Here is a 23,625-nt window from a genome sequence, read left to right on the forward strand (position 1 = left end):
CCATCGGCGGTCTTCTCGCTTCCTCCGGATCAAGCAAGATCCAGTATCAGCGTGTCCACCAACCAGGGGGAAGTGCCGATCTCCTCACGGTGAGCGACGAACAGCAGCGAGTTGGCCCGTCCGGTGCTACGCAACTGCCGATAGTCCATGGCGGCAACCATGGTCTTGCCAGTGCCTGTGGCCATGACAACAAGGTTCCGCCATCGATCATGTATCTGGCGTTCAGCGGCAAGTTCGTCGAGGATTTCTCGTTGATAGGTGTAGGGATGGATATCGACATAGGCGAAGTCGATAGCGATGACGCGGTTGCCGGAACGTTCGGAAGATAGCGCGCGGTCGAGGCGTTCGGCATCCTGCGCCGGATCGTACGGCTCGAAAGAAGGGTCTCCCCAATAGTCCTCGAAGGTTGCTGCGAACGTATCGATCAGGTGCGGCTGCTCAGCCTGGGCGAGCCTCACGTTCCACTCGAGGCCATGGCTGAGGGCTGATTTTGATAGGTTCGAGGAGCCCACGTAGGCTGTCGACAAGCCGGTTGCACGGTGAAATAGCCATGCTTTGGCATGCAGGCGTGTCATGCGCGTGTCGTACGAGACACGAATGTCGGCACCCATGGTGGCCAACCGGTCTAGCGCGAGGCGGTCGGTGGCTCCGATGTACGTAGTGGTTACTACGCGCAACTGCCCGCCTCGAGTCAAGAATTCCTCGATTGCCTCCTCGAGTACGCGTACGCCGTTCCACTTCACAAATGCGCATATCAGATCCACACGATCGGCGGAAGCCAACTCGCGCTTTAGCTCGTGGCCGATCTCTGGCTGCCCCCTGCCGTTGACCAGCAATGCGCTACCCGTTAGAGGGATCGTTGGACGGGCCGGGAACCGTACCCGGCCGGCCATATCATGGCCTTCTGCCAGGCCCAGTAGCTCCTCAGCAGCCTCTACCAGTTCCTCTGGCCCTGTTGCCTCTGGGACCAGGTCACTGATGAGATTGGTTACACGGTTGACAATCTCGACCTGGCGGGCCAGCCGTACGGTGTCGCTCTCACCTCGCACTGCACGCAGCGCGCGACGGGTCAATGCAGCAAGATGTCGCGCCAGCGTCTCGTGGGAGTCTGCTATATCCAGCGAACGTCGATCGATTAGTTCGTTGTCGGGCACAGCACGCAGGAGGGTGCCGATTTCGCGAGTAACGAGATGTTCGTAGATACCCGGGCGGAGATCGCTCACCGTTGTGACTATAGGGTGCGCCGGGCTAATGTGTGAACATGGGTGACAACATCGTTTCTGCTCGGAGCGGTACGAACGAATCGCCCGGACTCGAATCCCAGCCCTCTCCATTAGGCGGGATAGTGTAACGAAAGCACGTCCTCATGGGCTTGGTAGCCCACTTCAACACGCTGACTTGATACGTGGGCCGCGCTGGCACCTCAATACCCGTCCGGTATCTCGTGGGTACAGCGAATCAAGTGCACCCAGCCCGCCTGACGCATGCCGTAGGACTCATGTGTGCATGTACATCCAGGCGAAGATGCTTGCGCAGCACCGTCGCCTCTGGAGCCGAGCGTTGCGGATCGCTTCCGACTTAACCTCTGGGCGACTGGCCTTCGGAGGTCTTGGCGTCGTTGGGTGGGCTAACGAAGGTGCCCTTGCCCAGGACTGAATAGAGCGTGCCGTCCGCAAGCAGAGCGTTCAGCGCCCTGCGGGCTGTCCCCTTGGCCACGCCCAGCTCGACTGCCAGCCGCGGCTCACCAGGGACAGGCATACCCGGCTGGTACACCCCTTCTGCGATCCTGCGCCGGATTTCGTTTGCCACGGCCTGCCAGCGCAGCTCATCGGGCTTGAAGTCCATGTAGGTAACGATAGGAACCCATAGGTTCCCTTTCCTTCCTCGGGGTACCTAGAGGAACCCCTAGGCAGGACTAGGAAGGTTGGCGTAGCCTGCAGCTATGCAACAGACATCCGGCTACGACCTCGACGCACTGCGCGCCGCGTTCCCCACCTGGTCGTTCTTCCGCAGCGATGCGGGCGTGTTCTACGCAACCCGGCGCGGCGTCCGACTCCGCAACGTCGACATCGACAAGGGCCTGCGGCAGACGGTGAGCGCGGAGGACGTGGCGACATTCGTGTCACTGCTCGAAGACCAGACCCGGATGGCGGTGAGGTCGTGAAGCGTCCGCCGTCGCACTTCGACTATCACGGCCTGCACGTCACGGCCGCGCAGGCGCAGGCCGTACGGGTGGACTGGGCCCGGAGCCAGCCGCGCGCCGATCGGTTGCGGATTCGCGAGCACACGTGCGCCTGCGCGTACCCGATGTTCGAGCTGTGTACGGCCGCCGGGCTGTGGTTCGTCCGGCGCATCACCGACGAAGCTCCCGAGGCCATCGTGGAGAGTGCCTGGATGTCCGCACGCGCGGCTCGGGACCTGTGGTTGCAGATCGTGACCGGTCGGGCGTGGTGACATCGATCTTCGCCCCAGGAGAGGGGCCACAGGAGATGAAGACCTTCACGGTAACCATTGCCGGCACTGAACGGTTCGACGGAGAGGCGCCATACACCTGGGTCGTGGAGGCGCCTGACGTGATGAGCGCCATGAACAAGGCCCTGGCCTACCACGCGCTTTCACAAGAGCAGCGACTGTGCGACCTGGAAATCGACCCTCTTTACACGTTCGAGGGCCTTCCCCCCGAGAACAGCGACTACCGCTGGAACGACCTACGATCTGCCTCCCTCGAAGCGGACGACATCGACGGACGCGGTTGAGTGTTGCGGCCAAGGCATCGTGAACGATTGCCCGTCGACTGGCAGCTCAGTTGGCCCGCTTGTTACGCCCCATTGGTCGTGACGCTGGACCACTACCAATGAACATGCACGCTGCGATATGTCCCAGCCGAAAAGTCTCCGGTCACGCCCACGCTGACGCCGTGACGAGAGGGGCGCGACTCGCAACATGAGCGGATCCTTGCCGTTGCGAGGGACGTGTGAGCCGTTCCGGCCCACCGTCGATGGTCACGCCTGTTTGGGTGTCCACGCGGGGCCACGACCTGCGAAGCCGAGTGCGCGGTCGAGCTCTGGCGCGTCCTCAGGGACCTCGACCACCGGTCCGAAGAGCCCTTCCCGGCCAGCTGCCTGCTCCGGTCGCGCCGACGCGCTGGTGAACGCAAGGACGGCCGCCGTGTCGGCCGGGGTGCACGTGAACGGCTGGCCGGTCGCGCGGGCCAGGTCCCAGCCGTGCAGGACCAGTTCGTCCAGCGCGACGATGCCCATCTGTTCAGCGGGCATCGTCACGCCGCCGGCCTCGGTCATCCCCTCCCAGGCGATCGGGTCGCGCCAGGCCTCCACCAGCTCATCGAGCCGCCGCGGAAGCAGCGTGCGCCACTGTGGATCGAGATGCTCGGCACTCGCTGTCGGCCCTGCTCCGCCTTCGGGCGGGGTGGTCTTGCGGGCCGCCCAGGTGAATGCCAGCGACAAGCCCATGAGGTGGTCGAGCAGTGCCGCGACCGGGGTGTCAGCGCATGGCGTTGGATCGTCCAGGCGGTCCTCGGTCACGCCATCCAACAGGCGCACCACCTCGCGGGCAGCGGACTCCAGATCGATCACGGGCATGGCCGTTCCTCTCCGTCGGACCTGGCTCATCGCTCTACTGTGCTGACTCCACAGGATCGAAGAAGTCATCGGTCGGCGCCGACAATCTCGCGTCCGCGTTCGTGAGGCGAACGCCACGTACGACAGGGTCCGAGCGCTCGATCAGCGGCATGCGCGGTGGTGGCGGCGGCCGGAAGCACGGGTTTCTGTGCTTTCATCACGCGACGCAGAACTCGTTCCCTTCAGGGTCGAGCATCACGACATGACCAAGGTGCTTACCGTAGAACTCCTCGCGGACAGTCGTAGCGCCGGCGGTGACCAGCTCGGCTGCTTTCGCACGGATGAGCTGCTCGCGCTCGGCCACGTCCCATGGCGGCTCGCCTGCCACCCGGATGTCGATGTGCATCCTGTTCTTGGCTGTCTTGCCCTCAGGCACCCTGAGAAAGCCGATGGCTGGGCCCACGCCGTCCGGATCGACGATGGATGCTCCGTCTGGGTCGTCATACCCCGGCTCAGCCACATACCCGAGCGCGATCGCCCAGAACGCAGCAATCCTGTGCGGGTCGGCCGCATCGCATCCGAGCGTCCAATGTGTCGCCATGCCTGCAAAGTACTGCCTTGCGCGCTCATCGGCAGAAGGTGACGACAGCGCGTGTCCGGCCGCCTCCACGATCGGTTGGTGCGACGGTCATGGTCATCAACCGCGCAACAGGTCACTCGTCCAGATGTCGATGGAGGAGGGGCGCAAACTGCAGCGCATCGCCCGCCGGCCAAGGGTAGCGGCCGGCCTCTAACCGGCGGGGAATCCGGGCGGCATGTTCATCGGACTGCCTCCGAACGGGGCCCCGCCGACCAGGACCGTCGAGCCGGCCATATAGGAGAACTCGGCGGTCGCCAGCGAGACCACGGATCTGGCGATCTCCTCCGCCGCAGCCATCCGTTGCAGACCCGAGGCGTTCAGCGGACCCCAGGCGCGCTTGAACGCCTCCCACACCGCGTCGGGCAGAGACGGCGGCCGCACCAGCGACGGCCGCGCCCCGCACAAGACGCAGTGGCTGTGGCACGCTGGACCCACCGTGCTGGCCCTGGGTGAAATTTGGCGGGCTTACCTGGCCCGATTCGACGAAGAGCACACCTTCAAGTTCGCCAAGGGCGCTCTCGGGCTGATCGCCGCAAAGCTGCGCACCCCCGAGCAGACCGACCGCTGGGTCCGCCTGATCATGGCCGCCTTCACCCAACTCGCCCTCGCCCGCGACCTGGCCGAAGATTTGCGTCGCCCCTGGGAGAAACCACCCACCCCGGATCGACCGCTCAGCCCCGGACGCGTCCGCCGCGAATTTCGCGACATCCACCGCCTGCTCGGCGCCCCCGCCGCTGTTCCCAAATCCACCCGGGCCGGACCAGGACGCCCCAAAGGATCACGCTCAGGCCCTGCCCCGCGTCACCCCGTCCCCCGAAAAACAAGGTCCACAGAAACTCGCCGCCCGAGAAGGACCCCAGGCCGCAAGTTGAATGTGAAGGTCAGAGCTCCTTGCGCAGGCCGCCGTCGATGACGAGGTCGGAGCCGTTGATGTTGGGTGCCTTCCCGGAGACCAGGAACACGACCAGAGCGGCTATTTCAGCTGGTTCGGTGAGGTGTCCGGTGGACATCCCGATGGTGGCGGGCAGAGCGTCGAGGAGCTCCTCGCGTGAGATGCCGGCGCGGTTTGCGAGCACATCAGCGGTGCTGCCCGGTTCGGTCCACACCGCGGTACGTACCGGCCCGGGCGAGATGGTGTTAACTCTGACGCCGTGGGGGCCGAATTCTCCAGCAAGGGTCTTGCCGAGGTTGGCCAGCGCAGCTTTGGCGGCGGAGATGTCCACCAGGTGAGGCGCCGGGCGTCGTGAGTTGACCGAGCCGATGTTGATGATGTGGCCGTTGCGCTCGACGATGCTGGGCAGCGCGGCTCTGCTGGCTCGAATGGCGCTGAACAGGGTCAGGTCGAGGGCGTGTCGCCAGTCGTCGTCGGAGACGGACAGGAACCCGTCCGGGTGGGGACCGGTGGTGCCGGCGACGTTGTTGACCAGTAGGTCGATGCCGCCGAGTTCAGCCATGGCTGTGTCGATGAGGTGGCCAGGCCCGTCGGGAGTGCCGAGGTCTACGGAGATGGCGAATGGGGTGATCTGTTTGAGTTCGGTGCTGATAGTTCGTGCTCCGGCCACGACCTGGTATCCCTGGTCGCGCAGTGCGGTGGCGACCCAGTCCGATGCCCTTGCTGGCGCCCGTGACGACGGCGTTCTTGGTTTTGTTATCGGCCATGATCTGCCTTTCCGAAGGGTGGCGAGGGATGAAAGAGGGTCCGAAGGCTGCGACGCCGACGGATCCACCGGGTGGCGTGGTGGTACCAAAACATCAGTCACGGCTGATATGTAGCGGAAAGTATCATCGGGTCCTGATGGATAGCAACGGTGGCAGCGGACCCGATGACCGACTCTTCGCGATTGGACGTGCGTTGAGCTGCCCTGTTCGCCTTGCCGTGTTGCAAACACTCGCCGAGGGAGATGCGTCCGTGGGCGAGTTGACCAGCCACATGGGAGTCACCCAGCCGAATATGTCGAACCATCTGGCCGTGCTGCGTTCCGCTGGATTGGTGACCTACCGCCGCCTCGGACGTGTCGTCCGTTACCAGCTCGCCTCGCCCGAGGCCGCCGGCCTCGTCAGCAGTTTGACCCTGCTCGCGAACGCTGAGCCCAGGTTCCCAACATAGACAGACCACCAGCCCGCCCACTTTCGAACGCCGTCCTGACCGCTGACCAAGGCTGCGACTATGGCGGATGGACGCCAAATCCTGGTGAGAGACACGCCTCTTCAGCACCGTACGGATGACCGCTTCAAAGGTTAAAAGCAAAGCTCAGACGGTGTCTTTGATCCCCGTTAGTGACTCCGGGGAGCGTGCTGCGCAAGAGCACGGTGGCGTGGCTGATCCGGACATGACTCGTGGGTTCGGCGCCAAGGTGCAGGCGGGGCCATCCGCCAACTCGCCCTGACGAGGATCGTCCAGTAACGCCGCTTCAGGCTACATAAGCATGATCGTCGGTCGATTGGTCCGACAAGAGGTCCAATTGGCGTGAATTGGCTCTGTCGTAGGACCACTCTGAAGGCAAGGATTGCGGTATGACCACACAACACGAAGATTTGCGTCAGCTTGCTGCGGTCTCGGTGTCTGAGGCCATCGCCACGCTCCCAGGGCCCTTCCAGCAGCACAATTTGGCGAGGGTGAACGACACCACCGTCGTTCGCCTGGCTCGATTGGAGGGCGAGTTCCCCTGGCATTACCACGATGAGGACGAGCTGTTCTTGTGCTGGGACGGCAGCTTTGAGATCCAGTTGGAGGGGCACGACCCGGTGGTGCTGAAGGCGGGCGAACTGTTCGTCGTTCCCAGGGGGATGCGGCACCGTCCCGTTGCCGACAAGCCCGCCCATGTCCTGCTCATCGAGCACCCGGACACCAAGCAGTACGGGACCTGAGGCATCGCATCCCACGACCTGAACTAATCCAGCTCACTCTCAGGCCCTTCCGGGTCGCGGGACATCTTCAAACGTGCCGCCCGGAGTCCGATGAAGACCCAAACCCCCGACGGCCAAGGGCGCATCAGGCCGTCAGCCCGATGTGCGCCTTGGCACCTGGAGGACTCAGCCGCCGACATGCATGAACACCAAGAGATAGCGGACCGGTCGGAATGCTCTGGCTCCATGCGAAAGCTGCTCACCGCTCGTCTGGTGCTGATTCCCTGGCAGCAGCGCTTCGCGGAGAACCTCATCCAGATGTCCAGTGACGAACGGGTGATGAGGTTTGTCGGCAGCGGCCTATGGAGCCGGGACTACGCGTTTCAGCGCCACGAGCTTGCTCTACGGCAGTGGGAACAGCGCGGCTTCGGGATGAGGGCCATCACCGAGCGCGACGACGGAGCGTTCCTCGGCTTGGTTTCCCTTGGCGACGACGAGGCCTCGGGACTGGAAGCGCCGGTGCTGGAGATTGGCTGGTGGGTGGAGCCGCACGCGTGGGGTCGCGGTATCGCGACCGAGGCCGCGGCGGCGGTGCGGGACGAAGCCTTCAAGCGGACAGGCGCCTCGTCGCTCACGGCCTGCTTCCACCGTGACAATGTCCAATCGAAACGGATCATGGCGAAGCTCGGTATGAGCTTCGCTGGCGAGGTTACTGACCGATACGGGAAACCCGCCCACATGTACGCCCTGCGCCGTGCTAAGTGGATGGTGGCTACCAACGCCAACTCCTCGCGTCCCTGACGTAATGCGCAGGAGCCAGACGGACGATGAGCTTGAATTGGGGTGAGCGACCGTGGCGTCGGCGGCGGCCACCGCCTCGACGTCGCACCCGGCCGCTCCGTTGATCTGGTCTACGGCCAGTACTCCTGGCTCAACGACAAGTTCTCTGGCGGCGGGAACAGGGGACTCCAGTTCTTCGGCATGATTCACGCCCGCCCGCGGTTGCCCCGCCGGAGCGGGTCGCGCGCGGCGACGCAGCCGAGATCGCCAGAGTGTCACGGCCGGCCGCGCCGGTCACCTGCCGGCCAGGAGACATCCGAAGACGCTGATGGTGACGCGATTTGCCCTGGTCGGGACTGGGGATCGTCAGCCCGCACGACCCCGAGGCCCGTTACTGCCGCAAAGAAGCAAGACGACCACCAAACCGAATGGGTCGGCTTACCGCGACCACCAGAGCGAGACCGGCCCGGTCCCACAGCCCCTTTCCAGCAACTCTGCCAGAACCCGCCATCCACCCACTGAAGATCGCCGACAGCATCCGGTGGCTGTGACAGATAACACCACTGAGTCGGCCCGGCCTGGGCGGGCGCCGAGCTGGGGTTTTCGCACGCCGCCGGTCGTGGGGCCGCTCCGATCGGTTCAGTCGTTCCTGCCTCGCCTGAAATTCTGCCGTCGGCCGCGGACACGTAGGAATTGAAAGCCCGCAGCGTTCGGAAGGTCTGACGAGGATGACGCGTGAGTGAACAAGACGACCGGTCCCGGTTTGAGGAGGTGTACCGGCGAACCTATGAGCAGATCCTCGGTTATGCCGTGCGGCGGTGTTCGTTTCCCGAGGACGCCGCCGACGTTGTGGCCGAGACCTATGTGATCGCCTGGCGGCGGATAACCGAGCTTCCCGACGGCGAGGCCGGCAAGTTATGGCTGTACGGCGTGGCCCGTCGGGTCCTGGCCAACCACCGCCGTAGCGAGCGGCGCAGGCTCACCCGGCACGCCGAACTCACCGACGAGATCGAACACCTCTACGCCGCCCCCTCCCACCACAGTGAGCAGCACGGCGTGGACGAAGCCATGGACATGCTCGCCGACAGCGATCGTGAACTGCTGGCCCTGACCCTCTGGGAGGGGCTCGACCCCGGCGAGATCGCCACAGTGCTGAACTGCTCCCGCAACGCCGCCCGTATCCGCCTGCACCGGGCCCGCAAGCGCTTCGCCAAGGCCCTGGAGAAGGCCCGCCCATCGGCCCCTGGTTTCGCATCACGGCCGCTCATCGAGAAGGAGTCAGGGTGAACAACGACCAGATCTTCAAGGACCGGGCGCGAGTGCTGGACGAGGACCTGGCCGGCCGGGCGTCCACCGCGGGGGCGGACGCGCTGCTGGCGGAGATCGTCTCGCTGGAGCGCGTTCCGGCCCGGCGGCGGCTCCTGCCCTCTCCTGGCCGCGCTCTGCTCGGCCTGGCCGCGGCCGCCGCCGCGGTAGCGGTTATCGGCCCTGCGATGCTGTCTGACAGCACGATCTCTGTCGCGCCTCAGCCCAGCACGTCGGTGTCCGCAACCGCCGAACCGACCGCCCGGCAAATCCTGCTCGCTGCTGCCGTCGCCGTGGAGAAGGCCCCTGCGAGCGGCGACTACTGGCGCACCGCGACCGTCAACCAGTGGATGTTGACCGACCCCACGCGCAGCTATGTGCTCGAGGGCAGCCGGTCCCTTGAGACGTGGCTGGCGAAGCGGCCGGATCTGCAGTACTGGCGCATCTGGCAGGATCTCGGCGTCAAGCCCGCGACCCCGCAGGACGAGGCGGCCTGGCGGGCTGCGGGGGCGCCCACCAGCTGGCGATACCCCAAGAACATGAAGACGGAGAACCTGTTCTCCGTCCCGTCCAGGCCACTAGAGGCGGCAGCAGGTGAGCGAACCGCCGAACGGCTTCACGGCAAGTGGAAGGGCTCGGCCGGTGACCTGGCAGGGGAGGACATGACCTGGAAGGAGGTGCGCGCGATCCCGAGCGAGCCCGGCAAGCTCCGGAGCTACCTAGAAGAGCGCATCGGCCGGCTGGAGCTGGCCGGATCCGGGATGGACGTGGAGGAGGCGAGGGCGCACATCCTTCTGCGAGGCTGTGTGGGCATCATCAGTGGCCTGCCGGCCTCGCCCGAGGTTCGGGCATCCGCGTACCGGATCCTTGCGTCTCTGCCCGGCATACGGGCTGAGGGGGAGATGACAGATCCGCTGGGCCGGCGCGGGCAGACGCTCAGCTATCAGGAGGAGATAGAGCCGGGCCTGTTTACCCAGGTTCAGCTCGTGGTCGATCCCAGCGCCGGCCTGCTTCTTGCCGAGGTGAGGACGAACACCACCAAGCTCGCGAACGGGCGGCAGGTGGAGCTGCGTCTCTCCACCTCGTTCCAGGCGATCGGCTGGACCGACGAACGCCCAGAACTGCCCACGCATCGGAACTGAGTCGCTCACCAATCCGCGCGCGAGGGCCGGCGACGCATCGTCTTCTTAGTGATCACCGCCGCCGACGCTTGCCAGGGCTGGCGGCGGGCAACCACCCAGATCACTTACGTCCCCTCTCCACCACCGCAGCGGCATCGAGGACGAGTCGCGAGAACTCGGCGGTGTGGGTCAGTGGCAGGTAGTGCCCGGCGCCCGGCACGATGAGCAGCCGTCCGTCAACGCAGGCCTCGAGAAAGCGGCGCTCGTGGCGCCGGAAGTGGTCGCGGGCGCCGTTGATCAGCCAGACGGGGCCGGGATACTGCGCGAGTTCCGTGAGAACGTCGAAGTCGTCGAAAGCCTTCGTCACATCCGGGATCACCTCGGTCGCGATCCCGCCTCCCGCGACCGCGTCCGCGACCGGTCGTGGCAGAGCGGCGTTGAACTGCCAACGGCTGATCCACTCACCGCGGTCCGGAAGCCGCATGAAAGCGCGGTGCGCCAGCCGGAATGGCGTTTGCAGTGTCCGCCCGGGAATGAAGCTCGAACCGGCGACGACCAGACCGGCCACGCGTTCGGGGTGCCGGGCGGCCGCGGCGATGGCGACATAGCCGCCGAGCGAGTGGCCCACGACGAGAGCCGGCTCGTCGATGGCGTCGACGACTGCTTGTACCGCATGGGAAAGCGTGAACGGCGAGCCGCGATGGGCGCCGTGGCCAGGTAGGTCGATCGCCCTCGCGGGATGCCGCGCACCCACTCTCTCCACCTGCTCGACCCAAGCCGAACCGCTGATGCGGATGCCATGAACGAACACGACGGGGACCACAGGACCTCCAAACACAACGCACCGTTGCGCTGCACAGTACTCGTCCAGTCGAACACAACGCAACGGTGCGTTGTATTTTTGGCCCGTGAGCGGCGCTGGCCGACTCCGGGCTGCTCAGCGTCGACGTGCCGGACACCGGCAGCCTGCGCACTGATCTTCTCGCCGTGGCTCGGCATATCGTCAGGCTGCTCACATCCGAGCACACCGCGCCCATTGTCACGGCGGACTCGCCGCCGCTGAGCAGAACGGGCTCACCGTCCAGCTCTCCGGAGGCGGGCGCGGTCACCGCGCCCGGAGCGAGCCGCATGACTGAGCCCGAGAAACCCCAGCTCCGACTGTACGCATCAATTTTGAAGCGGTGCAGGTCACTTCAGCTGGTTCGCCGTGTAGTAATTGCCGCCGATGAGGATCTGCTCGTAGTTGGACTTGTCGACGATGACGGGATCGAGCAGGTAGGAGGGGACGACCTTGGTGCCGTTGTCGTAGTCCTTGGTGTTGTTCACCTCGGGCTTGCCACCCTTGAGCACGGCGTCGGCCATCGCCACCGTGGTCGCGGCCAGCTTGTGGGTGTCCTTCAAGATCGTGGAGTACTGCTCGCCCGCCACGATCGACTTCACCGAGGCCAGCTCCGCGTCCTGCCCGGTCACGATCGGGTACGGCCGGCCGCTGGTGCCGTAGCCGTTGCTCTTGAGCGCCGACAGGATGCCGATCGACAGCCCGTCGTACGGCGACAGCACGCCGTCCACCCTCTTGCCGCCGGCGTAGGTCTTGGTGAGGATGTCCTCCATCCGCGCCTGCGCGGTGGCCGAGTCCCAGTTCAGGATGGCCGCGGTCTTGAAGTCGGTCTGGCCGCTGGCGACCTTCAGCGTCCCGCTGTCGATCTTCGGCTTGAGCACCGACATCGCGCCGTCCCAGAAGATCATGGCGCTGTTGTCGACAGGGGATCCGCCGAACAGCTCGACATTGAACGGACCCTTCTCACCCTTGTCGACGCCCAGCCCGGCCAGGAGGGAGGTGGCCTGCTGCACGCCCACCTGGAAACTGTCGTAGGTGACGTAGTAGTCGACGTTCGGGCTGTTGCGGATCAGCCGGTCGTAGGCGATGACCGGGATCTTCTTGTCGGCGGCCTGCTGGAGCTGCGAGGTCAGCGCGGTGTCGTCGACCGAGGCGACGATCAGGAGCTTGGCGCCCTTGTTGATCTGGTTCTCGATCTGGCTGGCCTGGGTGAGCATGTCGTCCTCGGCGTACTGCAGGTCGACCTGGTAGCCGAGCTTCTTCAACCGCGACTTGACGATGTCGCCATCGCGGGTCCAGCGCTCGGACGACTTGGTCGGCATGGTGACACCGATGAGCGCCCTCGCGCCGCCCGCGGGTCGCGACGAGGGCGGCAGCGCCCAGATCACGGCGCCGGCCAGCACCGCCACGCCGACGAGCGCGCCGATCACCGCGAGGAGCGGGCCGCGCCGTCGGATCCGAGCGTCCGGAACGGCGGGAGGCGGGCCGGGGTTCTGCCGAGTGTAGGCCAGGGTCGGGTCGTGCGGTGGGGTGGCGTTGGGCGGAACGGCCGGGGGTGGGGCGGGCTGCTCCAGCGGTACGCCGAGGAGCCGGGCGACCTCGGCCTGCTGGCTCGTGATGAGGTCGTGCACAGGGGTCGGCCAGACCTGCGCCGACGGGGCGAGATGGCCGATGGATTCCAGGAGCTGGGCCGGGCGGGGCCGGCGAGCCGGGTCCTTGGCCAGGCACGACTCGATGATCCCGCGCAGGGTTTCAGGAACCGCGGCGAGGTCGGGTTCCCTGTGCACGACGTTATAGAGGGTTTGCGGCGTCGAAGACCCGGCGAACGGGCTGACGCCGGTGCACGCCATGACGAGCACCGTACCGAGCGAGAACACATCGCTGGCCGGGGTCAGCGGCCGGCCCTCGGCCTGCTCGGGAGACATGAACCCGGGCGAGCCGACCAGCCACCCGGTGTGCGTGATCTCGCTGCCTCCTGGGCTGTCAGTGGCCCGCGCGATCCCGAAGTCGATCACTCGCGGACCGTCGGCGGCCAACAGGACGTTGGACGGTTTCAGATCCCGGTGGATCAACCCGGCACGGTGGATCTCCACCAGGGCGGCCGCCAGCCCTGCCGCGAGTCGCCGCACCGGCTCCTCCGCGAGCGCCCCCGCGACGTCGATGGCGTGACGCAGCGAAGGCCCGGACACGAACACCGACGCCAACCACGGCAGGGGCGCGTGCTCATCCGCGTCTATCACCGCGGCCGTGTACGCACCCGACACCCGCCGGGAGGCATCCACCTCCCGCCGGAAGCGCGCCCGAAACCCCTCGTCCTCCACGAACTGCTGGCGCACCTGCTTCACCGCGACCAGCCGCCCGTCCGAGCCGCTCCCGAGGAACACCCGTCCCATGCCGCCCCGGCCGAGCTCGGCCAGGACCCGATACGGGCCGACGGCGGTCGGATCCGACGCCTCCAGCGGTTTCATCCGCATCCTTTCGGCCAGGACGAGCGAAGCCGGACGTGCCGTTCTTGGGAAGATCGAGAAGAAGTCTATACACGGCGCAGTTGGCAAGGCCTACAAAACGAGTCAACCTCCCCACCGGAGCCGCCGTGATCGCAGCCCTCGCCGGTTCCCCGTGCGGAGGGAGCCACATTGCGCTCGCTCTCTGAGCATGGCGGACCCGCAGAATGATGTGCGCGGCCGTGAACCCGAGCGGCTTCTCGCCCGACTGTGCAAGGTGACGGAAGGGACGAGATGACCGATGAGCTGCTGGTGGTCCGTGCCCAGTTGGGCGAGCGGGCTGCCTGGGCCGAGTTGGTAGCCCGATGGCGGGTGCCGGTGTGGACCTACGTGCGGCGGATGCTGGATGCCGAGCGGGCCGACGATGTGACCCAGGAGATCTGGCTGGCCGTGGTCCGTGGCCTGCCCGGGCTGCGGGAACCCGGCCGATTCGCACCCTGGCTGTTCACGATCGCCCGCCGCTCGGTGACCGACCGCCTGCGTGGCGAATACGCCAGGGAGAAGGAAGGCCTGGCGACCGACGAGGTGATCGTTGAGGACCCCGTCGAGGCCATGGCGGATCGCGTCGAGCTCATCGCCGCCTTGACACGACTACCGGTCCTGGAGAGGGAGATTCTCGTCCTGTTTTACCTGGAGGACCTGTCGATAGAGGAGTGCGCGCAGATCTGCCTCGTCCCGGCCGGCACGGTCAAGTCCAGGCTCAATCGGGCTCGTCGGCTGCTGCGGGAGCACCTGGAGGAAAGGGGATACCGGCCATGATCGAGGATGAGCCGCGTCTGTCGGCGCAGGAGATGATCGAGCGGCTTGAGCCGTCGCTGTCGCCGTGGCGGCGTGTACGCGCCGTGGCGGCGCTGCTGACCGGGCTGGCCGGTGTGGTGTTCGTGGCCGCGCTGTGGTGGAGTGAGCCGGGTCCGTTGCCCGGCCGTACCCACGGGGCGTTCGCGCTGTTCACCGTGTTCTGCCTGGCGTGGGCCGGCTACGGCTGCTGGCTGCTGACGCGCAGGGTGCCGTTGTTCGCCACCGACCGGGTGATCGCCGCCTGGATCGCCCTGGTCGCCTCGCTGGTCACCACCGTGGGTGTGGCGGGCATCGCCGTGCAGCGCGGTATCGGCCTGGGCGCCGCGTTGGCGGTGGGGGGCGTGTTCGTAGCGGCGGCGCTGGCGCTGCTCGTGCGGGCTCACGCTCGCCGGGCCGAGTTGCTGCGCCGCAAGCGCGAGCTGACCGGCGGGCTTGCCGGTGGAGAGCAAGCATGAACGCGCTGGAGACCAGCGAACTGGGCAAGCGCTACCGGCAGCGCTGGGCGCTACGTGAGGCCACCATCGAGCTGCCCGCCGGGGCTCGGTGCGCGCTGGTCGGGCCGAACGGGGCGGGCAAGACCACGCTGCTCAACCTGGTGACCGGGCTACTGGCGCCCACCACCGGCCAGGTGCGCGTCTTCGGCAGGCCGCTGGAGGTGTCCAGGGTCGCGTTCGTGGCTCAGGACAAGCCGCTGTATCGGCGGTGGAGCGTGGCTGATCTGCTGCGTTTCGGCGCCGCGACCAACCCCCGCTGGGACCAGCAAACCGCCACCTCGTTCCTGCTCGCGCATGATGTCCCCGTCAAGCAGCGGGCAGATCGCCTGTCAGGTGGACAGCGCACCCTGGTGGCGCTCGCTCTGGCGGTGGGCAAGCGGGCCGATCTGCTGGTGCTGGACGAGCCGCTGGCCGAGCTGGATCCGCTGGCGCGCATCCAGGTGATGGACGCGGTGCGCGAGCTGGAAACCACCGTCCTGCTGTCCTCGCACATCCTCGCCGACCTGGCCGAGGTGTGTGATCACCTGATCCTGCTCGGCGTCGGCCAGGTCCGGCTGTGCGGCGGCTTCACCGAGCTCCTGGCCTGCCACCCGGCCACCACCATGGAGGACCTCGTGCTCGACTACCTGCGCAACCCCGGGCCGGTCCGATGACGGGACCCATCGTGGGGCCGCTGTGGGTGGCCTGGCGTGGACAGCGGGCCCAGGCTGCCGCCATCGCCGCCGTCGTGATGATGTACGGCGTGGCCGCCGTCGTGGAGCACGTGGAGCCGGACCTGTCCGGACTCACCGAACAGCTGGCCGGCTTGCTGCCAGGGGCGGCCTGCCTGGTGTGGGGCGCGCCGCTGATCTCCCGCGAGTTCGAGACGGGAACGCACATGCTCGCTTGGACCCAGAGCCTGACCCGCGGCCGCTGGCTGGCCGCGATCCTGGCCACCGCGGCCACCGGCGCCCTGGTCGCGGCGGCGCTGCTGGCTGCGCTGCTGGCCTGGGCGCTGCCCCCCACCGGCGGCGATCCGATGAACTGGCCGTACTACGAAAGCCACGGCCCGGTGCCGTTCATCCGAGTGCTGTTCGCCCTGACACTAGGAGCCGCGCTCGGTGCCGTGACCAGGAACACCCGCATCACCATGCCCCTGTCCGTCCTGCTGGCCGGCATCAGCCAGCTCACCGGCCGGGCGCTGCGCGGCCACCTTGAGCTGCCCTACTGGCCAACGCAGTGGATCGAAACGGCCTCCTATCTCATCCTCACGCTCGTCCTGACCGGCGTCGCCTATCTGGCGATCCGACGGCGGCCCTGAAGCAGAAGGGAACCTGAGAATGGCCCACAACCCCAAGTTCATTCGACGCAGGTTCAGCCGGACGACTCTGATCGTGGTCGTCTTGATCGTCGCCGCAGTGCTCCTCGTCGGCGTGATCACGTTGTCGTAGCCCGATCGACAGCCCGTCGTCCGCCTTCTCGCCGCCAGGCGCCACCCCTGGCTGACGTGTGGCGTGGAAGCGGTACCCCGGGCTGCGGTTTCCGGCTACAGCTGGCCATGGACCTAATTAAGAATTGACTTATATAAGTTGAAGGTGGCATTATCGCTCCGTGCAGGCCTTCGACGTGCTCGGCGATCCGGTCGGACGCCGGATATCGGAGCTGCTCGCCGACGGCGAGCAGACCGCAGGCGCGGTCAGCGGGATCATCCGGGCGGAGTTCGGGATCTCGCAACCGGCGGTGTCGCAGCACCTGCGGGTGCTGCGGGAGTCCGGGTTCGCGACCGTCCGCGCGAACGGCACCCTCGCCGGTACGCCGTCGGCTCGGCGCCACTGCAGGAGGTCGACATCTGGCTGGAGCGCTTCCGCCGGTTCTGGAGCGAGCGCCTGGACGCGTTGGGCACCGAACTCGCGCGCGGCAAGCGCGAGCGCCGCGAACAGCACGAAAACACTGCCGGGACATCGTCCCCGGACAGACAACCGTCTACGGAGAACGAGGAAGACACGTGATCGACATCGTCAACCAGATCAACGCCACCCACCGGGAGATCGGCAGCCTCGCGGTCGCCACCGGCCAAGGGCGGTCGCTGCTGCTGCGCCGCACTTACGACGCCGCGATCGAGGACGTGTGGAACGCCTGCACCGACCCCGACCGGATCAGCCGATGGCTGGCCCCGATCGACGGCGACCTTCGGCTCGGCGGCACGTTCCAGCTCAAGGACAACGCCGGCGGTGAGATCCTGCGCTGCGAGGAGCCCCATCTGATCAAGGTGACCTGGGCTCTCGGGGACGGCATGAACACCGAGGTCGAAGTCCGCCTCGCGCGCGGCGAAGACGGCGGCACCGTCGTGGAGTTGGAGCACACCTCTCCCGCCGAGATCGTCGACGAGATGGTGCGCGCCTACGGACCCGGCGGCGTGATCGGTATCGGCGGCGGCTGGGATCTCACGCTGCTCGGCCTCGACCTGTTCCTCCGCGGCGCCACGTTCGACCCCGCGACCTGGGAAGACACGCCCGAGGCAAAGGAGTTCGCCACCCGCAGCTGCCACGCCTGGGGACCGGCGATCCAAGCCGCCTGGGGAACCAGTGGCGACGATCTCGCCGCGGCCATCGCGTTCGGAGTGCAGCACTTCGCCCCCGAGACCACAGGGGACGACAACGGCTGACCGCCGCCCGGCGGAGGCCGAACCGCCCCCTCAACCCGAAGTGGGCGAGGGCTTAGGCCGTGTCTCCTGGATCTCGGGGTCCAGCTGATCACACGCCACCTCGACGCCGACCCTCAAGACTGCCTCTACATCGGTGACGGAGGAGGGAACGAACTCACCGGCGCATCCAACTGCGGCATGCAGGCATTCATGCTCCGGGCCGGAGACTGGACCGACAACGACGCCCACACGCGCGAGGACGACTGGCCCGGCCCGTTCCTGCCCACGCTGGCCGACGTGCTGACGCTCGTAGAACCGTCGCCGGCAGTCGCCCACCCGGCCTGACAGCCCGCTCGGCGCAATGCCATACAAGCCCTCGGCGAGTTCGGGGTGGGGCCAACAGAAGAGACTCATCTTCGACCAGATTCTCCAGCGCGAGGCCTGGTGAGAGCAGCGCGGCGGACACCTGCGCGAGCACGTCCACCGCGCCTCCCAAACCACGCCTGGTTCGGCTCGGAGTCAGGTGGATGAGCGCGATCCGGTTGAGCTCCGTACGCCCGTAGCAGAGGAAATCGTGAGAGATCGGGTGGCACTAGCATGACCGCCATGCATCCGCCCGCGCCCCACACCCCATGGAATCAGCCGCCCCAACCCGTTCCCTCCGGAGCGCAGGCGCATCTCGTACTCGATGTGAAGCGGCATTGGCTTGGCGTCATGCTGGCCATGATCACGCCCAACATCATTCTCAACGGCCACCAGATGCTGGGCCGATGGGGCCGTAACACGATCCCGCTTCCTCCTGGCCAGTATCATCTCCACGTCCACCTGCCCTATTTCCTCCCCGCAAAGATCGGTCCTGCGGACCTGACGGTCTGGCTCCAGCCCGGGACGGCGCTCGAACTCGAATACCGCGCCCCCATGTGGGCCTACTCCCGCGGCGCCCTCGGCCCCGCCCCTCAGCCATGGAACGGGAAGGGCTGCATGATCGCCTTACTGGCGATCGCGGGCGGCTGGTTGGCGCTCCTGCTGATTCTGATCGCCGTTTCGGTACTCTCGCTCGGCTGAGTAGCGGGTCTCACCGGTTCGGTGGACGTCGAACCGGCGGCGGTGTCATGAACCCGGTGAAACCTGTCAGTTCCGCCTTGATGTGACCACGGTTGATGCCCCTGACCTGCTACTGGCCAGTTCTAGCTGAACGGATTGGAGGCCGAGGCGTTCATCTGAAGTGGCCAGCGCCATGGCACTCCACCGCGGTCGCTGACCTGCCGCAATCAGCATGCCGCCATAAGGGACGAGCTCTATGATCAGGTTCGTCCTGATCGTTGAGATTCGGAGAAGATGTCAATCACATGCGCCGTGCCATGGTCCTTCTGGGTGGCGTCGCCCTTGCCGTCGGCGCGTTCGCCCTCTTCTACCGGGGCCCGGGACAACCGTTCGTCCGCGGTTACGTGAGCGACGTCGGCGCCACCATGCTGGTCTACGCGTTCTTGGGGCTGCTGTGGCGCACCACCGCCGCACGCCGCACCCTGGCCACGGCCGCGATCGCCGCCGCCGTCGAGTTCTACCAAATAGTCGGCATGACCCCGCCGGGCATCGGCGGTGTCCTGGTCGGCGCGTTCCCCGACCCATGGGACCTGGTCGCCTATGCCATCGGTGTGGTCGCGGCCCTGGCCTGGGAACGCCGATCGGTCCGATCCGGTGATCAGACCGGCTGACTCTCGGACTCCACCCCACCGGCACGCTGACGGTACGGATGCCCCACAGCGGCGAGGTCATCGGGTTCGTCCTGCGCGGCGGCCAGCGCAGGACGAGGTCCGGCGTCCCCGCAGTCCTGCCACGACGGTGGAGGGGCCGTGACCGGCGCCACGGAGGTGGCCGCGCGGGCCCAAGGTCCTTGATCTCAACTGTGGTTGAGGTTGCAGGATGAGCGACCAGGACCTGCCCTGCGCCCGACCATGAGGAGCGCCTACGTGATCACGGATTCCGGCTTCTGTTCGATCATCGACTACACCGTTGACGGCTCTGACACCCAACACGAGCTCGTCGAGGCGTTCGCGGAGATCCAGGAGCGGTGGGTGCGTTTCTATCCCGGCTACCGGTCGGCCCGTTTCCACGTGAGCACGGACGGCACCCGCGTCTACAACATCGTGCACTGGGGCAGTGAGGCGGACTACCGCAACTTTGTCGAGACCTCCGACACCGAAGGCCGGATGGCCGCCATCCGCAAGGCCCTGGAGGGCTTGTCGGGCAAGGCCGAACCGCGCATGAGCGGGGTTCCCACCTACACCGTCGTCCGGGAAGTCGGTCCCGGGCCGCAGCGCCTCGACTCCTGAGCACACCGGCGTCCGCTCAGAGGGCGCCCCCGCCAGCCTGAGGAACGGGGCGACGCGGGGACGAGGCGGGCGCCTGTGACCCAGGCCGCCAATCACATCAAAGGACGTTCATGAAGGTCGAGATTTACGCCGATGTGCTGTGCCCGTGGTGCTACATCGGCAAACGACGATTGACGACAGCACTGGAGATGGTCACCGACCGGGACAAGGTGGAGATCGTCTGGCGCAGTTACGAGCTCGCCCCGGAGGAAGGCCGGGTCCCTGGTCCCACGGCCGCTGAGGCCATGGCCGGATGGTGGGGTGATCAGGCGCCGGCCCGGGTGGCGCGAATTCAGGCGCTGGGTGCTGCGGAAGGTCTCGAGCTGAACCTGCACCTGGCCCGGCCGGTCAACACCTTCGACGCGCATCGGCTGTGCCATCTGGCCGCCGAGCACGGTCAGGCCGATCAGATGATGGAGCGGCTGCTTCGCGCGTACCACGCTGAAGGGCTCAACGTAGCCGACCCGCAGGTGCTGCAGCGCCTGGGTGCCGAGGCCGGCCTGGATGCCGACCGGGTGGGCGCCGTCCTCGCCGGGGACGACTACGCCGAGGCGGTGCGGGCCGACCGGCGGCGCGCGGCCGAGCACCGTATCACCGGCGTCCCCTCCCTGGTGATCGACGGCAGGCCGCCAATCTCGGGCGTCCAGCCCGCCGCCGAGCTACGCCGGCTGCTGGAGCACCGCCTGACCAGCCCGCACGATGCCCCGGCGGGCGGGTGAACGGCACTGCGGCGCCGCGTGGAGGTCAGCGGCGGGCAGGAGTTTTCGCGGTCGTGCGCCAGGGCGCCTGGTACGCCCATTGCCAGGCCAGTTCGAGCGGGCCGCGGTCGTAGCGGCGCAGCCACAGCGTGGACAGCGTGATGAACAGCAGGCAGATGGCGGCCCACGCCGCGGGCACCCACCAGGGACGCAGCGTGTCGAGCTGGGCCGCCAGGCCAAGACCCCAGCCGTAGCAGAGTGCGCTGGCCGCCAGGTTCTGGAAGACGTAGCTGGACAGCGCGGTGCGTCCGACGTTGGTGACGCCTCTGAGCATCAGGCCGGGTGCTCTGTCGCGCTTGAGCAGGATCGAGGTGATCAGTCCCAGCAGGCCCAGGGCGACCAGCGGCGCGAGGAGGTAGCGGTCGACGGCGAACCAGGCCGGCCCGGCGTACGAGGTGAGGAGGTTCAGTGGCGCGCCGACGCCGAGCCCCACCACGGTGAGCCTCCTGCGCAGGGCCGCGCCGCGCTCCTCGAACAGGCCCCCGCGCAGCAGCAGGGTGCCCAGAAGGAACAGCACGATGCCCATGGGGATGATGAAGATCAGCTCCACGCGGTACGCCGCGGCGTTGTGGAGGCGGGAGATCACCTGGTCGAGCCAGCTGCCCTGGGTGTACAGGGTCCCGGCGAGGCCGGCGAAGGCCTCGTCGTCCGTGGCCAGCAGGGCCAGCGTGAGCAGGCTCACCAAGGTGATGTGGACCGCACCCGCGGCCATCATCCAAGCCTTGATGGCGCGGTGGCTCCTGCCGATCAGATAAGCGACGATCATGGAGGTGACCGCGTAGCCCATGAGCACGTCGAACTCGAAAATCAGGATGAAATGTAACGTGCCCTCCACGAGCAGCAGGGCGGCGCGCCACAGGTAACGGCCCGGCCAGGCCAGCCCCTTGCGCACCGCGCTCCGATACTGCAGTTCCATGCCGATGCCGAACAGCAGCGTCAGCAGGCCCAGGAACTTCCCGTTGGACAGGAACCGCAGGAATGTCTCCACAGCTCCGGTGTTGTCGAATCCCAGGAAGCCGGCAGGGCCGGCGGGATCGGTGAAAATCCAGATATTGGTCCCGAGTGTGCCCATGATCGCGATACCGCGCAGCACATCTAACGCGTCTATTCGTTTCGCCACCCTTTAAGTCTCGGGGGGAGAATCCCCGTCGGCCTCGTCTCACGAGACGAAACTGGCCGTACATCGATCGATGTACGGCCACATACCTTGGTCGCGAGCCCGGCGTAGCGCTTTCGACTTTCAGCTCCGTACGGCAGGCAGAGCATGTTCCGTGGCCATATCGGGCTCTGCGGCGGCCGTCCGGCGGAACCGGCGGACGGCCGCCGCTGCCGCCATGGTGAGCAGGCCGGTGAGGCAGAGCCAGGCCACGGCGTCGCCCACCCACCGGCTGTACGGGGTGGGCCGTCCGTGGATGGGCACCGTGACGGTCATCGTGTGGTCGGTGGTGCGGGCGTCGCTGGAGAACCAGCTCGCCTCGTACCCGATCATCCGGCCCTGATGGTCGACGGCCATGGAGGTCCCGCGCTGAGCGGGCCGGACGACGCTCATCCCGTTCTCCACGCCGCGCAACACGGCCTGCTGTGCGAGCGCGTCGGTGACCTGCGCCCAGTCGCTGGAGGGCAGGAGCAGGATGTCGGCCCCGGCCTGCCCGGCCTGCCGGATCAGCGGCATGAAGTTGGCGTCGAAGCAGATGGCGGTCGCCAGCCGGCCGTACGGCGTGTCTATCGTGGGCACCACCCCAGGGCCGCGCACATTGCCGTCATCGAAAACCGTGGACGTCTTGAGGTAGTTCCAGACGACCGTGCCACCGGGGTCGATCATGATGGCGCGGATCTCGACGTTGGGGCTCGGCTTGCTGGACAGCAGGTAGACGACGCCGATCTGGAGATAGATCCGTTCCGCCCGGGCGACCGCCCGCGCCCGTTCGACCACCGCTGCCCCGTCCCCGACGAAGTCGTAGGCCGCGGCCTCGGACCACGTGACGATTCTGGCGCCCGACCGGGCCGCCGTCACCGTGCGGTCGAGCAGGTCGTCGAGTGTGGGGGTGAAGTACCGTCGTCTCAGCTCAGCGCGTTCCGCCGCGCTGCGCGGCCCGGGCCTGACGCCGGCGGCCGCGGACGCGTCGTCGGCTGCCCGGTTCGGCGCCAGCGCGGCCACCCGGACGGTCGAGCCGGCCGGCGGGTCGAACGCCAGCCGCGCCCCGCCCAACAGCAGGACGGCGGAGGGAACGATCGTGGCGGGTGACGGTGTCCGCGCTCTGCCACGATCGCAGCGATGCTGAGCAGTTGTGGGAGCGGATGACCGCCGACGTGGCCGGACATGCTGTCTAACCGTTCCTGCGCGATGGCTCCCGACACGGCGGCCATAGAGTACGCGTGGGACTTCACCTCGTCGCGGCAAGCCCGGGCGCTGCAGCCGAGATGGGCTCGGTAGTACTGCGTGAGATGTGCGGACGGCTACGGCGGCAGATTCCGCTCGCCATCTCATGTACGCCCTCCAGGGGCACAGTGCCCGCCTGCGACTCAGGGCCGGCGACTACCGCGTCGTCTACACCGTCGAGGACGGTCAGCTGATCGTGTGGGTCAACCGCCGCGACATCTACCGCCAAGTTCCCCCGTAGGACTCCGCGGCGAGACCAGGTCGGGGCGGCGCACGGCCACCCCAGGCCATCGCCGGCCATGGTCGGCTTTCGAACCGGTTCGTCGGGCGCCTCACTCATCGCCCAGCAGGTCGTACAGGTCCAGGCCGCTCTGCTCGGGGAGCAGGGCAGGTGATGAGCACTCGAGAGGTTGTTCGGTCCAGATGCATTTGCCGTTGGCGGTGTAGCGGGTGCCCCAGCGATGGGAGATCGCGGACACCAGCTGGAGTCCGCGTCCGCCTTCGTCGGTGTCGGCGGCGCGGCGGATGCGGGGGGTGCTCTGGCTGCCGTCGGCGACTTCGCAGGTGAGGACGTTGCTGCGGAGCAG

Annotated in this window: 30 protein-coding genes and 1 pseudogene; 20 read left to right on the forward strand and 11 right to left on the reverse strand. The window is 67.0% G+C overall.

Annotation, left to right across the window (positions count from 1 at the left end; genetic code table 11):
* Window positions 1-29: 29 nt before the first annotated feature.
* Window positions 30-1,223 (reverse strand): DEAD/DEAH box helicase family protein, encoded by a 1,194-nt coding sequence (locus ACTMTI_RS54945; RefSeq protein ID WP_441129066.1) that lies wholly within the window; start codon window positions 1,221-1,223, stop codon window positions 30-32.
* A 355-nt stretch (window positions 1,224-1,578) separates the two neighbouring features.
* Entirely contained in the window at window positions 1,579-1,845 is a 267-nt protein-coding gene (locus ACTMTI_RS54950; RefSeq protein ID WP_441129067.1) for a GntR family transcriptional regulator, read from the reverse strand.
* Window positions 1,846-1,942: 97 nt separating this feature from the next.
* Between ACTMTI_RS54950 and ACTMTI_RS54955 the strand changes: the two genes are divergently transcribed.
* From ACTMTI_RS54955 to ACTMTI_RS54965, 3 genes are read left to right on the forward strand one after another with little or no spacing between them, the layout of a single operon-like run.
* The gene (locus ACTMTI_RS54955; protein ID WP_441129068.1) at window positions 1,943-2,164 is read left to right on the forward strand and encodes a hypothetical protein; all 222 of its coding nucleotides are present in this window, start codon (window positions 1,943-1,945) and stop codon (window positions 2,162-2,164) included.
* On the forward strand, window positions 2,161-2,454 hold the full coding sequence (locus ACTMTI_RS54960; protein WP_441129069.1) for a hypothetical protein: 294 nt from the start codon (window positions 2,161-2,163) through the stop codon (window positions 2,452-2,454). Before ACTMTI_RS54955 ends, ACTMTI_RS54960 begins: the two co-directional genes overlap by 4 nt.
* A gap of 35 nt (window positions 2,455-2,489) precedes the next feature.
* Window positions 2,490-2,756, forward strand: coding sequence for a hypothetical protein (locus ACTMTI_RS54965; protein WP_441129070.1), 267 nt, complete (start codon window positions 2,490-2,492; stop codon window positions 2,754-2,756).
* A 246-nt stretch (window positions 2,757-3,002) separates the two neighbouring features.
* Here ACTMTI_RS54965 and ACTMTI_RS54970 read toward each other — a convergent pair whose 3' ends face one another.
* From ACTMTI_RS54970 to ACTMTI_RS54985, 4 genes are all read right to left on the reverse strand, one after another.
* Window positions 3,003-3,599 carry a TIGR03086 family metal-binding protein gene (locus ACTMTI_RS54970; RefSeq protein ID WP_441129071.1) on the reverse strand — a complete coding sequence of 199 codons (597 nt, stop codon included), beginning with the start codon at window positions 3,597-3,599 and terminating at the stop codon, window positions 3,003-3,005.
* A gap of 196 nt (window positions 3,600-3,795) precedes the next feature.
* The gene (locus ACTMTI_RS54975) at window positions 3,796-4,179 is read right to left on the reverse strand and encodes a VOC family protein (RefSeq protein ID WP_441129072.1); all 384 of its coding nucleotides are present in this window, start codon (window positions 4,177-4,179) and stop codon (window positions 3,796-3,798) included.
* A 189-nt stretch (window positions 4,180-4,368) separates the two neighbouring features.
* Window positions 4,369-4,623, reverse strand: a complete 255-nt coding sequence (locus tag ACTMTI_RS54980; RefSeq protein ID WP_441129073.1) for a hypothetical protein — start codon at window positions 4,621-4,623, stop codon at window positions 4,369-4,371.
* Between the two features lie 476 nt (window positions 4,624-5,099).
* The gene (locus ACTMTI_RS54985; protein ID WP_441129074.1) at window positions 5,100-5,945 is read right to left on the reverse strand and encodes an SDR family NAD(P)-dependent oxidoreductase; all 846 of its coding nucleotides are present in this window, start codon (window positions 5,943-5,945) and stop codon (window positions 5,100-5,102) included.
* On the opposite strand from ACTMTI_RS54985, the gene ACTMTI_RS54990 reads away from it, so the two are divergent.
* The 5 genes from ACTMTI_RS54990 (at window position 5,843) to ACTMTI_RS55010 (ending at window position 10,292) form a co-directional block, all read left to right on the forward strand.
* Window positions 5,843-6,325, forward strand: a complete 483-nt coding sequence (locus tag ACTMTI_RS54990; RefSeq protein WP_441129075.1) for an ArsR/SmtB family transcription factor — start codon at window positions 5,843-5,845, stop codon at window positions 6,323-6,325. The genes ACTMTI_RS54985 and ACTMTI_RS54990 overlap by 103 nt on opposite strands.
* Before the next feature lie 509 nt (window positions 6,326-6,834).
* Window positions 6,835-7,086: a cupin domain-containing protein gene (locus tag ACTMTI_RS54995; RefSeq protein WP_441129076.1), complete on the forward strand. Its 252-nt coding sequence runs from the start codon at window positions 6,835-6,837 to the stop codon at window positions 7,084-7,086.
* A gap of 225 nt (window positions 7,087-7,311) precedes the next feature.
* Window positions 7,312-7,866 (forward strand): GNAT family N-acetyltransferase, encoded by a 555-nt coding sequence (locus tag ACTMTI_RS55000; RefSeq protein WP_441129077.1) that lies wholly within the window; start codon window positions 7,312-7,314, stop codon window positions 7,864-7,866.
* A gap of 714 nt (window positions 7,867-8,580) precedes the next feature.
* Window positions 8,581-9,132, forward strand: coding sequence for an RNA polymerase sigma factor (locus tag ACTMTI_RS55005; RefSeq protein ID WP_441129078.1), 552 nt, complete (start codon window positions 8,581-8,583; stop codon window positions 9,130-9,132).
* Window positions 9,129-10,292, forward strand: a complete 1,164-nt coding sequence (locus ACTMTI_RS55010; RefSeq protein ID WP_441129079.1) for a CU044_5270 family protein — start codon at window positions 9,129-9,131, stop codon at window positions 10,290-10,292. The genes ACTMTI_RS55005 and ACTMTI_RS55010 overlap by 4 nt, the downstream gene beginning before the upstream one ends.
* 100 nt (window positions 10,293-10,392) lie before the next feature.
* Here ACTMTI_RS55010 and ACTMTI_RS55015 read toward each other — a convergent pair whose 3' ends face one another.
* Window positions 10,393-11,094 (reverse strand): alpha/beta fold hydrolase, encoded by a 702-nt coding sequence (locus ACTMTI_RS55015; RefSeq protein WP_441129080.1) that lies wholly within the window; start codon window positions 11,092-11,094, stop codon window positions 10,393-10,395.
* 365 nt (window positions 11,095-11,459) lie between these two features.
* The gene (gene chvE, locus ACTMTI_RS55020; protein ID WP_441129081.1) at window positions 11,460-13,577 is read right to left on the reverse strand and encodes a multiple monosaccharide ABC transporter substrate-binding protein; all 2,118 of its coding nucleotides are present in this window, start codon (window positions 13,575-13,577) and stop codon (window positions 11,460-11,462) included.
* A gap of 270 nt (window positions 13,578-13,847) precedes the next feature.
* Between chvE and ACTMTI_RS55025 the strand changes: the two genes are divergently transcribed.
* The 11 genes and pseudogenes from ACTMTI_RS55025 to ACTMTI_RS55075 all read left to right on the forward strand — a co-directional run bounded on the left by ACTMTI_RS55025 (window position 13,848) and on the right by ACTMTI_RS55075 (window position 20,619).
* Window positions 13,848-14,372, forward strand: a complete 525-nt coding sequence (locus ACTMTI_RS55025) for an RNA polymerase sigma factor (RefSeq protein ID WP_441129082.1) — start codon at window positions 13,848-13,850, stop codon at window positions 14,370-14,372.
* Window positions 14,369-14,866, forward strand: a complete 498-nt coding sequence (locus ACTMTI_RS55030; RefSeq protein WP_441129083.1) for a hypothetical protein — start codon at window positions 14,369-14,371, stop codon at window positions 14,864-14,866. The genes ACTMTI_RS55025 and ACTMTI_RS55030 overlap by 4 nt, the downstream gene beginning before the upstream one ends.
* Complete coding sequence (locus tag ACTMTI_RS55035) at window positions 14,863-15,558, forward strand: ABC transporter ATP-binding protein (RefSeq protein ID WP_441129084.1); 696 nt, start codon at window positions 14,863-14,865, stop codon at window positions 15,556-15,558. The genes ACTMTI_RS55030 and ACTMTI_RS55035 overlap by 4 nt, the downstream gene beginning before the upstream one ends.
* Window positions 15,555-16,205, forward strand: a complete 651-nt coding sequence (locus tag ACTMTI_RS55040) for a hypothetical protein (RefSeq protein ID WP_441129085.1) — start codon at window positions 15,555-15,557, stop codon at window positions 16,203-16,205. Before ACTMTI_RS55035 ends, ACTMTI_RS55040 begins: the two co-directional genes overlap by 4 nt.
* A gap of 305 nt (window positions 16,206-16,510) precedes the next feature.
* Window positions 16,511-16,615 (forward strand): annotated as a pseudogene (locus ACTMTI_RS55045) (transcriptional regulator); the annotation flags it as partial.
* Between the two features lie 274 nt (window positions 16,616-16,889).
* Window positions 16,890-17,549: an SRPBCC domain-containing protein gene (locus ACTMTI_RS55050; RefSeq protein ID WP_441129086.1), complete on the forward strand. Its 660-nt coding sequence runs from the start codon at window positions 16,890-16,892 to the stop codon at window positions 17,547-17,549.
* Between the two features lie 189 nt (window positions 17,550-17,738).
* Window positions 17,739-17,873, forward strand: a complete 135-nt coding sequence (locus ACTMTI_RS55055) for a hypothetical protein (RefSeq protein ID WP_441129087.1) — start codon at window positions 17,739-17,741, stop codon at window positions 17,871-17,873.
* A 252-nt stretch (window positions 17,874-18,125) separates the two neighbouring features.
* The gene (locus ACTMTI_RS55060) at window positions 18,126-18,593 is read left to right on the forward strand and encodes a hypothetical protein (RefSeq protein WP_441129088.1); all 468 of its coding nucleotides are present in this window, start codon (window positions 18,126-18,128) and stop codon (window positions 18,591-18,593) included.
* Window positions 18,594-18,877: 284 nt separating this feature from the next.
* A complete protein-coding gene (locus tag ACTMTI_RS55065; RefSeq protein WP_441129089.1) occupies window positions 18,878-19,243 on the forward strand; it encodes a DUF2809 domain-containing protein in 366 nt (121 codons plus the stop codon).
* Window positions 19,244-19,498: 255 nt separating this feature from the next.
* The gene (locus ACTMTI_RS55070; RefSeq protein WP_441129090.1) at window positions 19,499-19,861 is read left to right on the forward strand and encodes an antibiotic biosynthesis monooxygenase family protein; all 363 of its coding nucleotides are present in this window, start codon (window positions 19,499-19,501) and stop codon (window positions 19,859-19,861) included.
* A gap of 110 nt (window positions 19,862-19,971) precedes the next feature.
* Window positions 19,972-20,619, forward strand: a complete 648-nt coding sequence (locus tag ACTMTI_RS55075; RefSeq protein ID WP_441129091.1) for a DsbA family oxidoreductase — start codon at window positions 19,972-19,974, stop codon at window positions 20,617-20,619.
* Window positions 20,620-20,644: 25 nt separating this feature from the next.
* Here the strand turns inward: ACTMTI_RS55075 and ACTMTI_RS55080 are convergent, their stop codons facing one another.
* Both ACTMTI_RS55080 and ACTMTI_RS55085 read right to left on the reverse strand, forming a co-directional pair.
* Window positions 20,645-21,778: a DUF418 domain-containing protein gene (locus ACTMTI_RS55080; RefSeq protein ID WP_441129092.1), complete on the reverse strand. Its 1,134-nt coding sequence runs from the start codon at window positions 21,776-21,778 to the stop codon at window positions 20,645-20,647.
* A 120-nt stretch (window positions 21,779-21,898) separates the two neighbouring features.
* The gene (locus tag ACTMTI_RS55085) at window positions 21,899-22,867 is read right to left on the reverse strand and encodes a nitrilase-related carbon-nitrogen hydrolase (protein ID WP_441129093.1); all 969 of its coding nucleotides are present in this window, start codon (window positions 22,865-22,867) and stop codon (window positions 21,899-21,901) included.
* A 277-nt stretch (window positions 22,868-23,144) separates the two neighbouring features.
* Between ACTMTI_RS55085 and ACTMTI_RS55090 the strand changes: the two genes are divergently transcribed.
* A complete protein-coding gene (locus ACTMTI_RS55090) occupies window positions 23,145-23,279 on the forward strand; it encodes a type II toxin-antitoxin system RelE family toxin (RefSeq protein ID WP_441129094.1) in 135 nt (44 codons plus the stop codon).
* A gap of 91 nt (window positions 23,280-23,370) precedes the next feature.
* Here the strand turns inward: ACTMTI_RS55090 and ACTMTI_RS55095 are convergent.
* Window positions 23,371-23,625, reverse strand: a 255-nt coding sequence (locus tag ACTMTI_RS55095; protein ID WP_441129095.1) for an ATP-binding protein, incomplete at its 5' end; no start/stop codon positions are given.

Source organism: Nonomuraea sp. H19 (assembly GCF_052068215.1).
In the GTDB taxonomy this organism is placed as follows: domain Bacteria; phylum Actinomycetota; class Actinomycetes; order Streptosporangiales; family Streptosporangiaceae; genus Nonomuraea.

What these genes read in the sequence shown, in the direction of transcription:
- ACTMTI_RS54950 (WP_441129067.1), bottom strand. Translation starts at nt 1,845, where the DNA reads ATGGACTTCAAGCCCGATGAGCTGCGCTGGCAGGCCGTGGCAAACGAA.
- ACTMTI_RS54955 (WP_441129068.1), top strand. Translation starts at nt 1,943, where the DNA reads ATGCAACAGACATCCGGCTACGACCTCGACGCACTGCGCGCCGCGTTC.
- ACTMTI_RS54965 (WP_441129070.1), top strand. Translation starts at nt 2,490, where the DNA reads ATGAAGACCTTCACGGTAACCATTGCCGGCACTGAACGGTTCGACGGA.
- ACTMTI_RS54970 (WP_441129071.1), bottom strand. Translation starts at nt 3,599, where the DNA reads ATGCCCGTGATCGATCTGGAGTCCGCTGCCCGCGAGGTGGTGCGCCTG.
- ACTMTI_RS54975 (WP_441129072.1), bottom strand. Translation starts at nt 4,179, where the DNA reads ATGGCGACACATTGGACGCTCGGATGCGATGCGGCCGACCCGCACAGG.
- ACTMTI_RS55000 (WP_441129077.1), top strand. Translation starts at nt 7,312, where the DNA reads ATGCGAAAGCTGCTCACCGCTCGTCTGGTGCTGATTCCCTGGCAGCAG.
- chvE (WP_441129081.1), bottom strand. Translation starts at nt 13,577, where the DNA reads ATGAAACCGCTGGAGGCGTCGGATCCGACCGCCGTCGGCCCGTATCGG.
- ACTMTI_RS55025 (WP_441129082.1), top strand. Translation starts at nt 13,848, where the DNA reads ATGACCGATGAGCTGCTGGTGGTCCGTGCCCAGTTGGGCGAGCGGGCT.
- ACTMTI_RS55030 (WP_441129083.1), top strand. Translation starts at nt 14,369, where the DNA reads ATGATCGAGGATGAGCCGCGTCTGTCGGCGCAGGAGATGATCGAGCGG.
- ACTMTI_RS55035 (WP_441129084.1), top strand. Translation starts at nt 14,863, where the DNA reads ATGAACGCGCTGGAGACCAGCGAACTGGGCAAGCGCTACCGGCAGCGC.
- ACTMTI_RS55040 (WP_441129085.1), top strand. Translation starts at nt 15,555, where the DNA reads ATGACGGGACCCATCGTGGGGCCGCTGTGGGTGGCCTGGCGTGGACAG.
- ACTMTI_RS55055 (WP_441129087.1), top strand. Translation starts at nt 17,739, where the DNA reads ATGCTCCGGGCCGGAGACTGGACCGACAACGACGCCCACACGCGCGAG.
- ACTMTI_RS55060 (WP_441129088.1), top strand. Translation starts at nt 18,126, where the DNA reads ATGACCGCCATGCATCCGCCCGCGCCCCACACCCCATGGAATCAGCCG.
- ACTMTI_RS55065 (WP_441129089.1), top strand. Translation starts at nt 18,878, where the DNA reads ATGCGCCGTGCCATGGTCCTTCTGGGTGGCGTCGCCCTTGCCGTCGGC.
- ACTMTI_RS55075 (WP_441129091.1), top strand. Translation starts at nt 19,972, where the DNA reads ATGAAGGTCGAGATTTACGCCGATGTGCTGTGCCCGTGGTGCTACATC.
- ACTMTI_RS55090 (WP_441129094.1), top strand. Translation starts at nt 23,145, where the DNA reads ATGTACGCCCTCCAGGGGCACAGTGCCCGCCTGCGACTCAGGGCCGGC.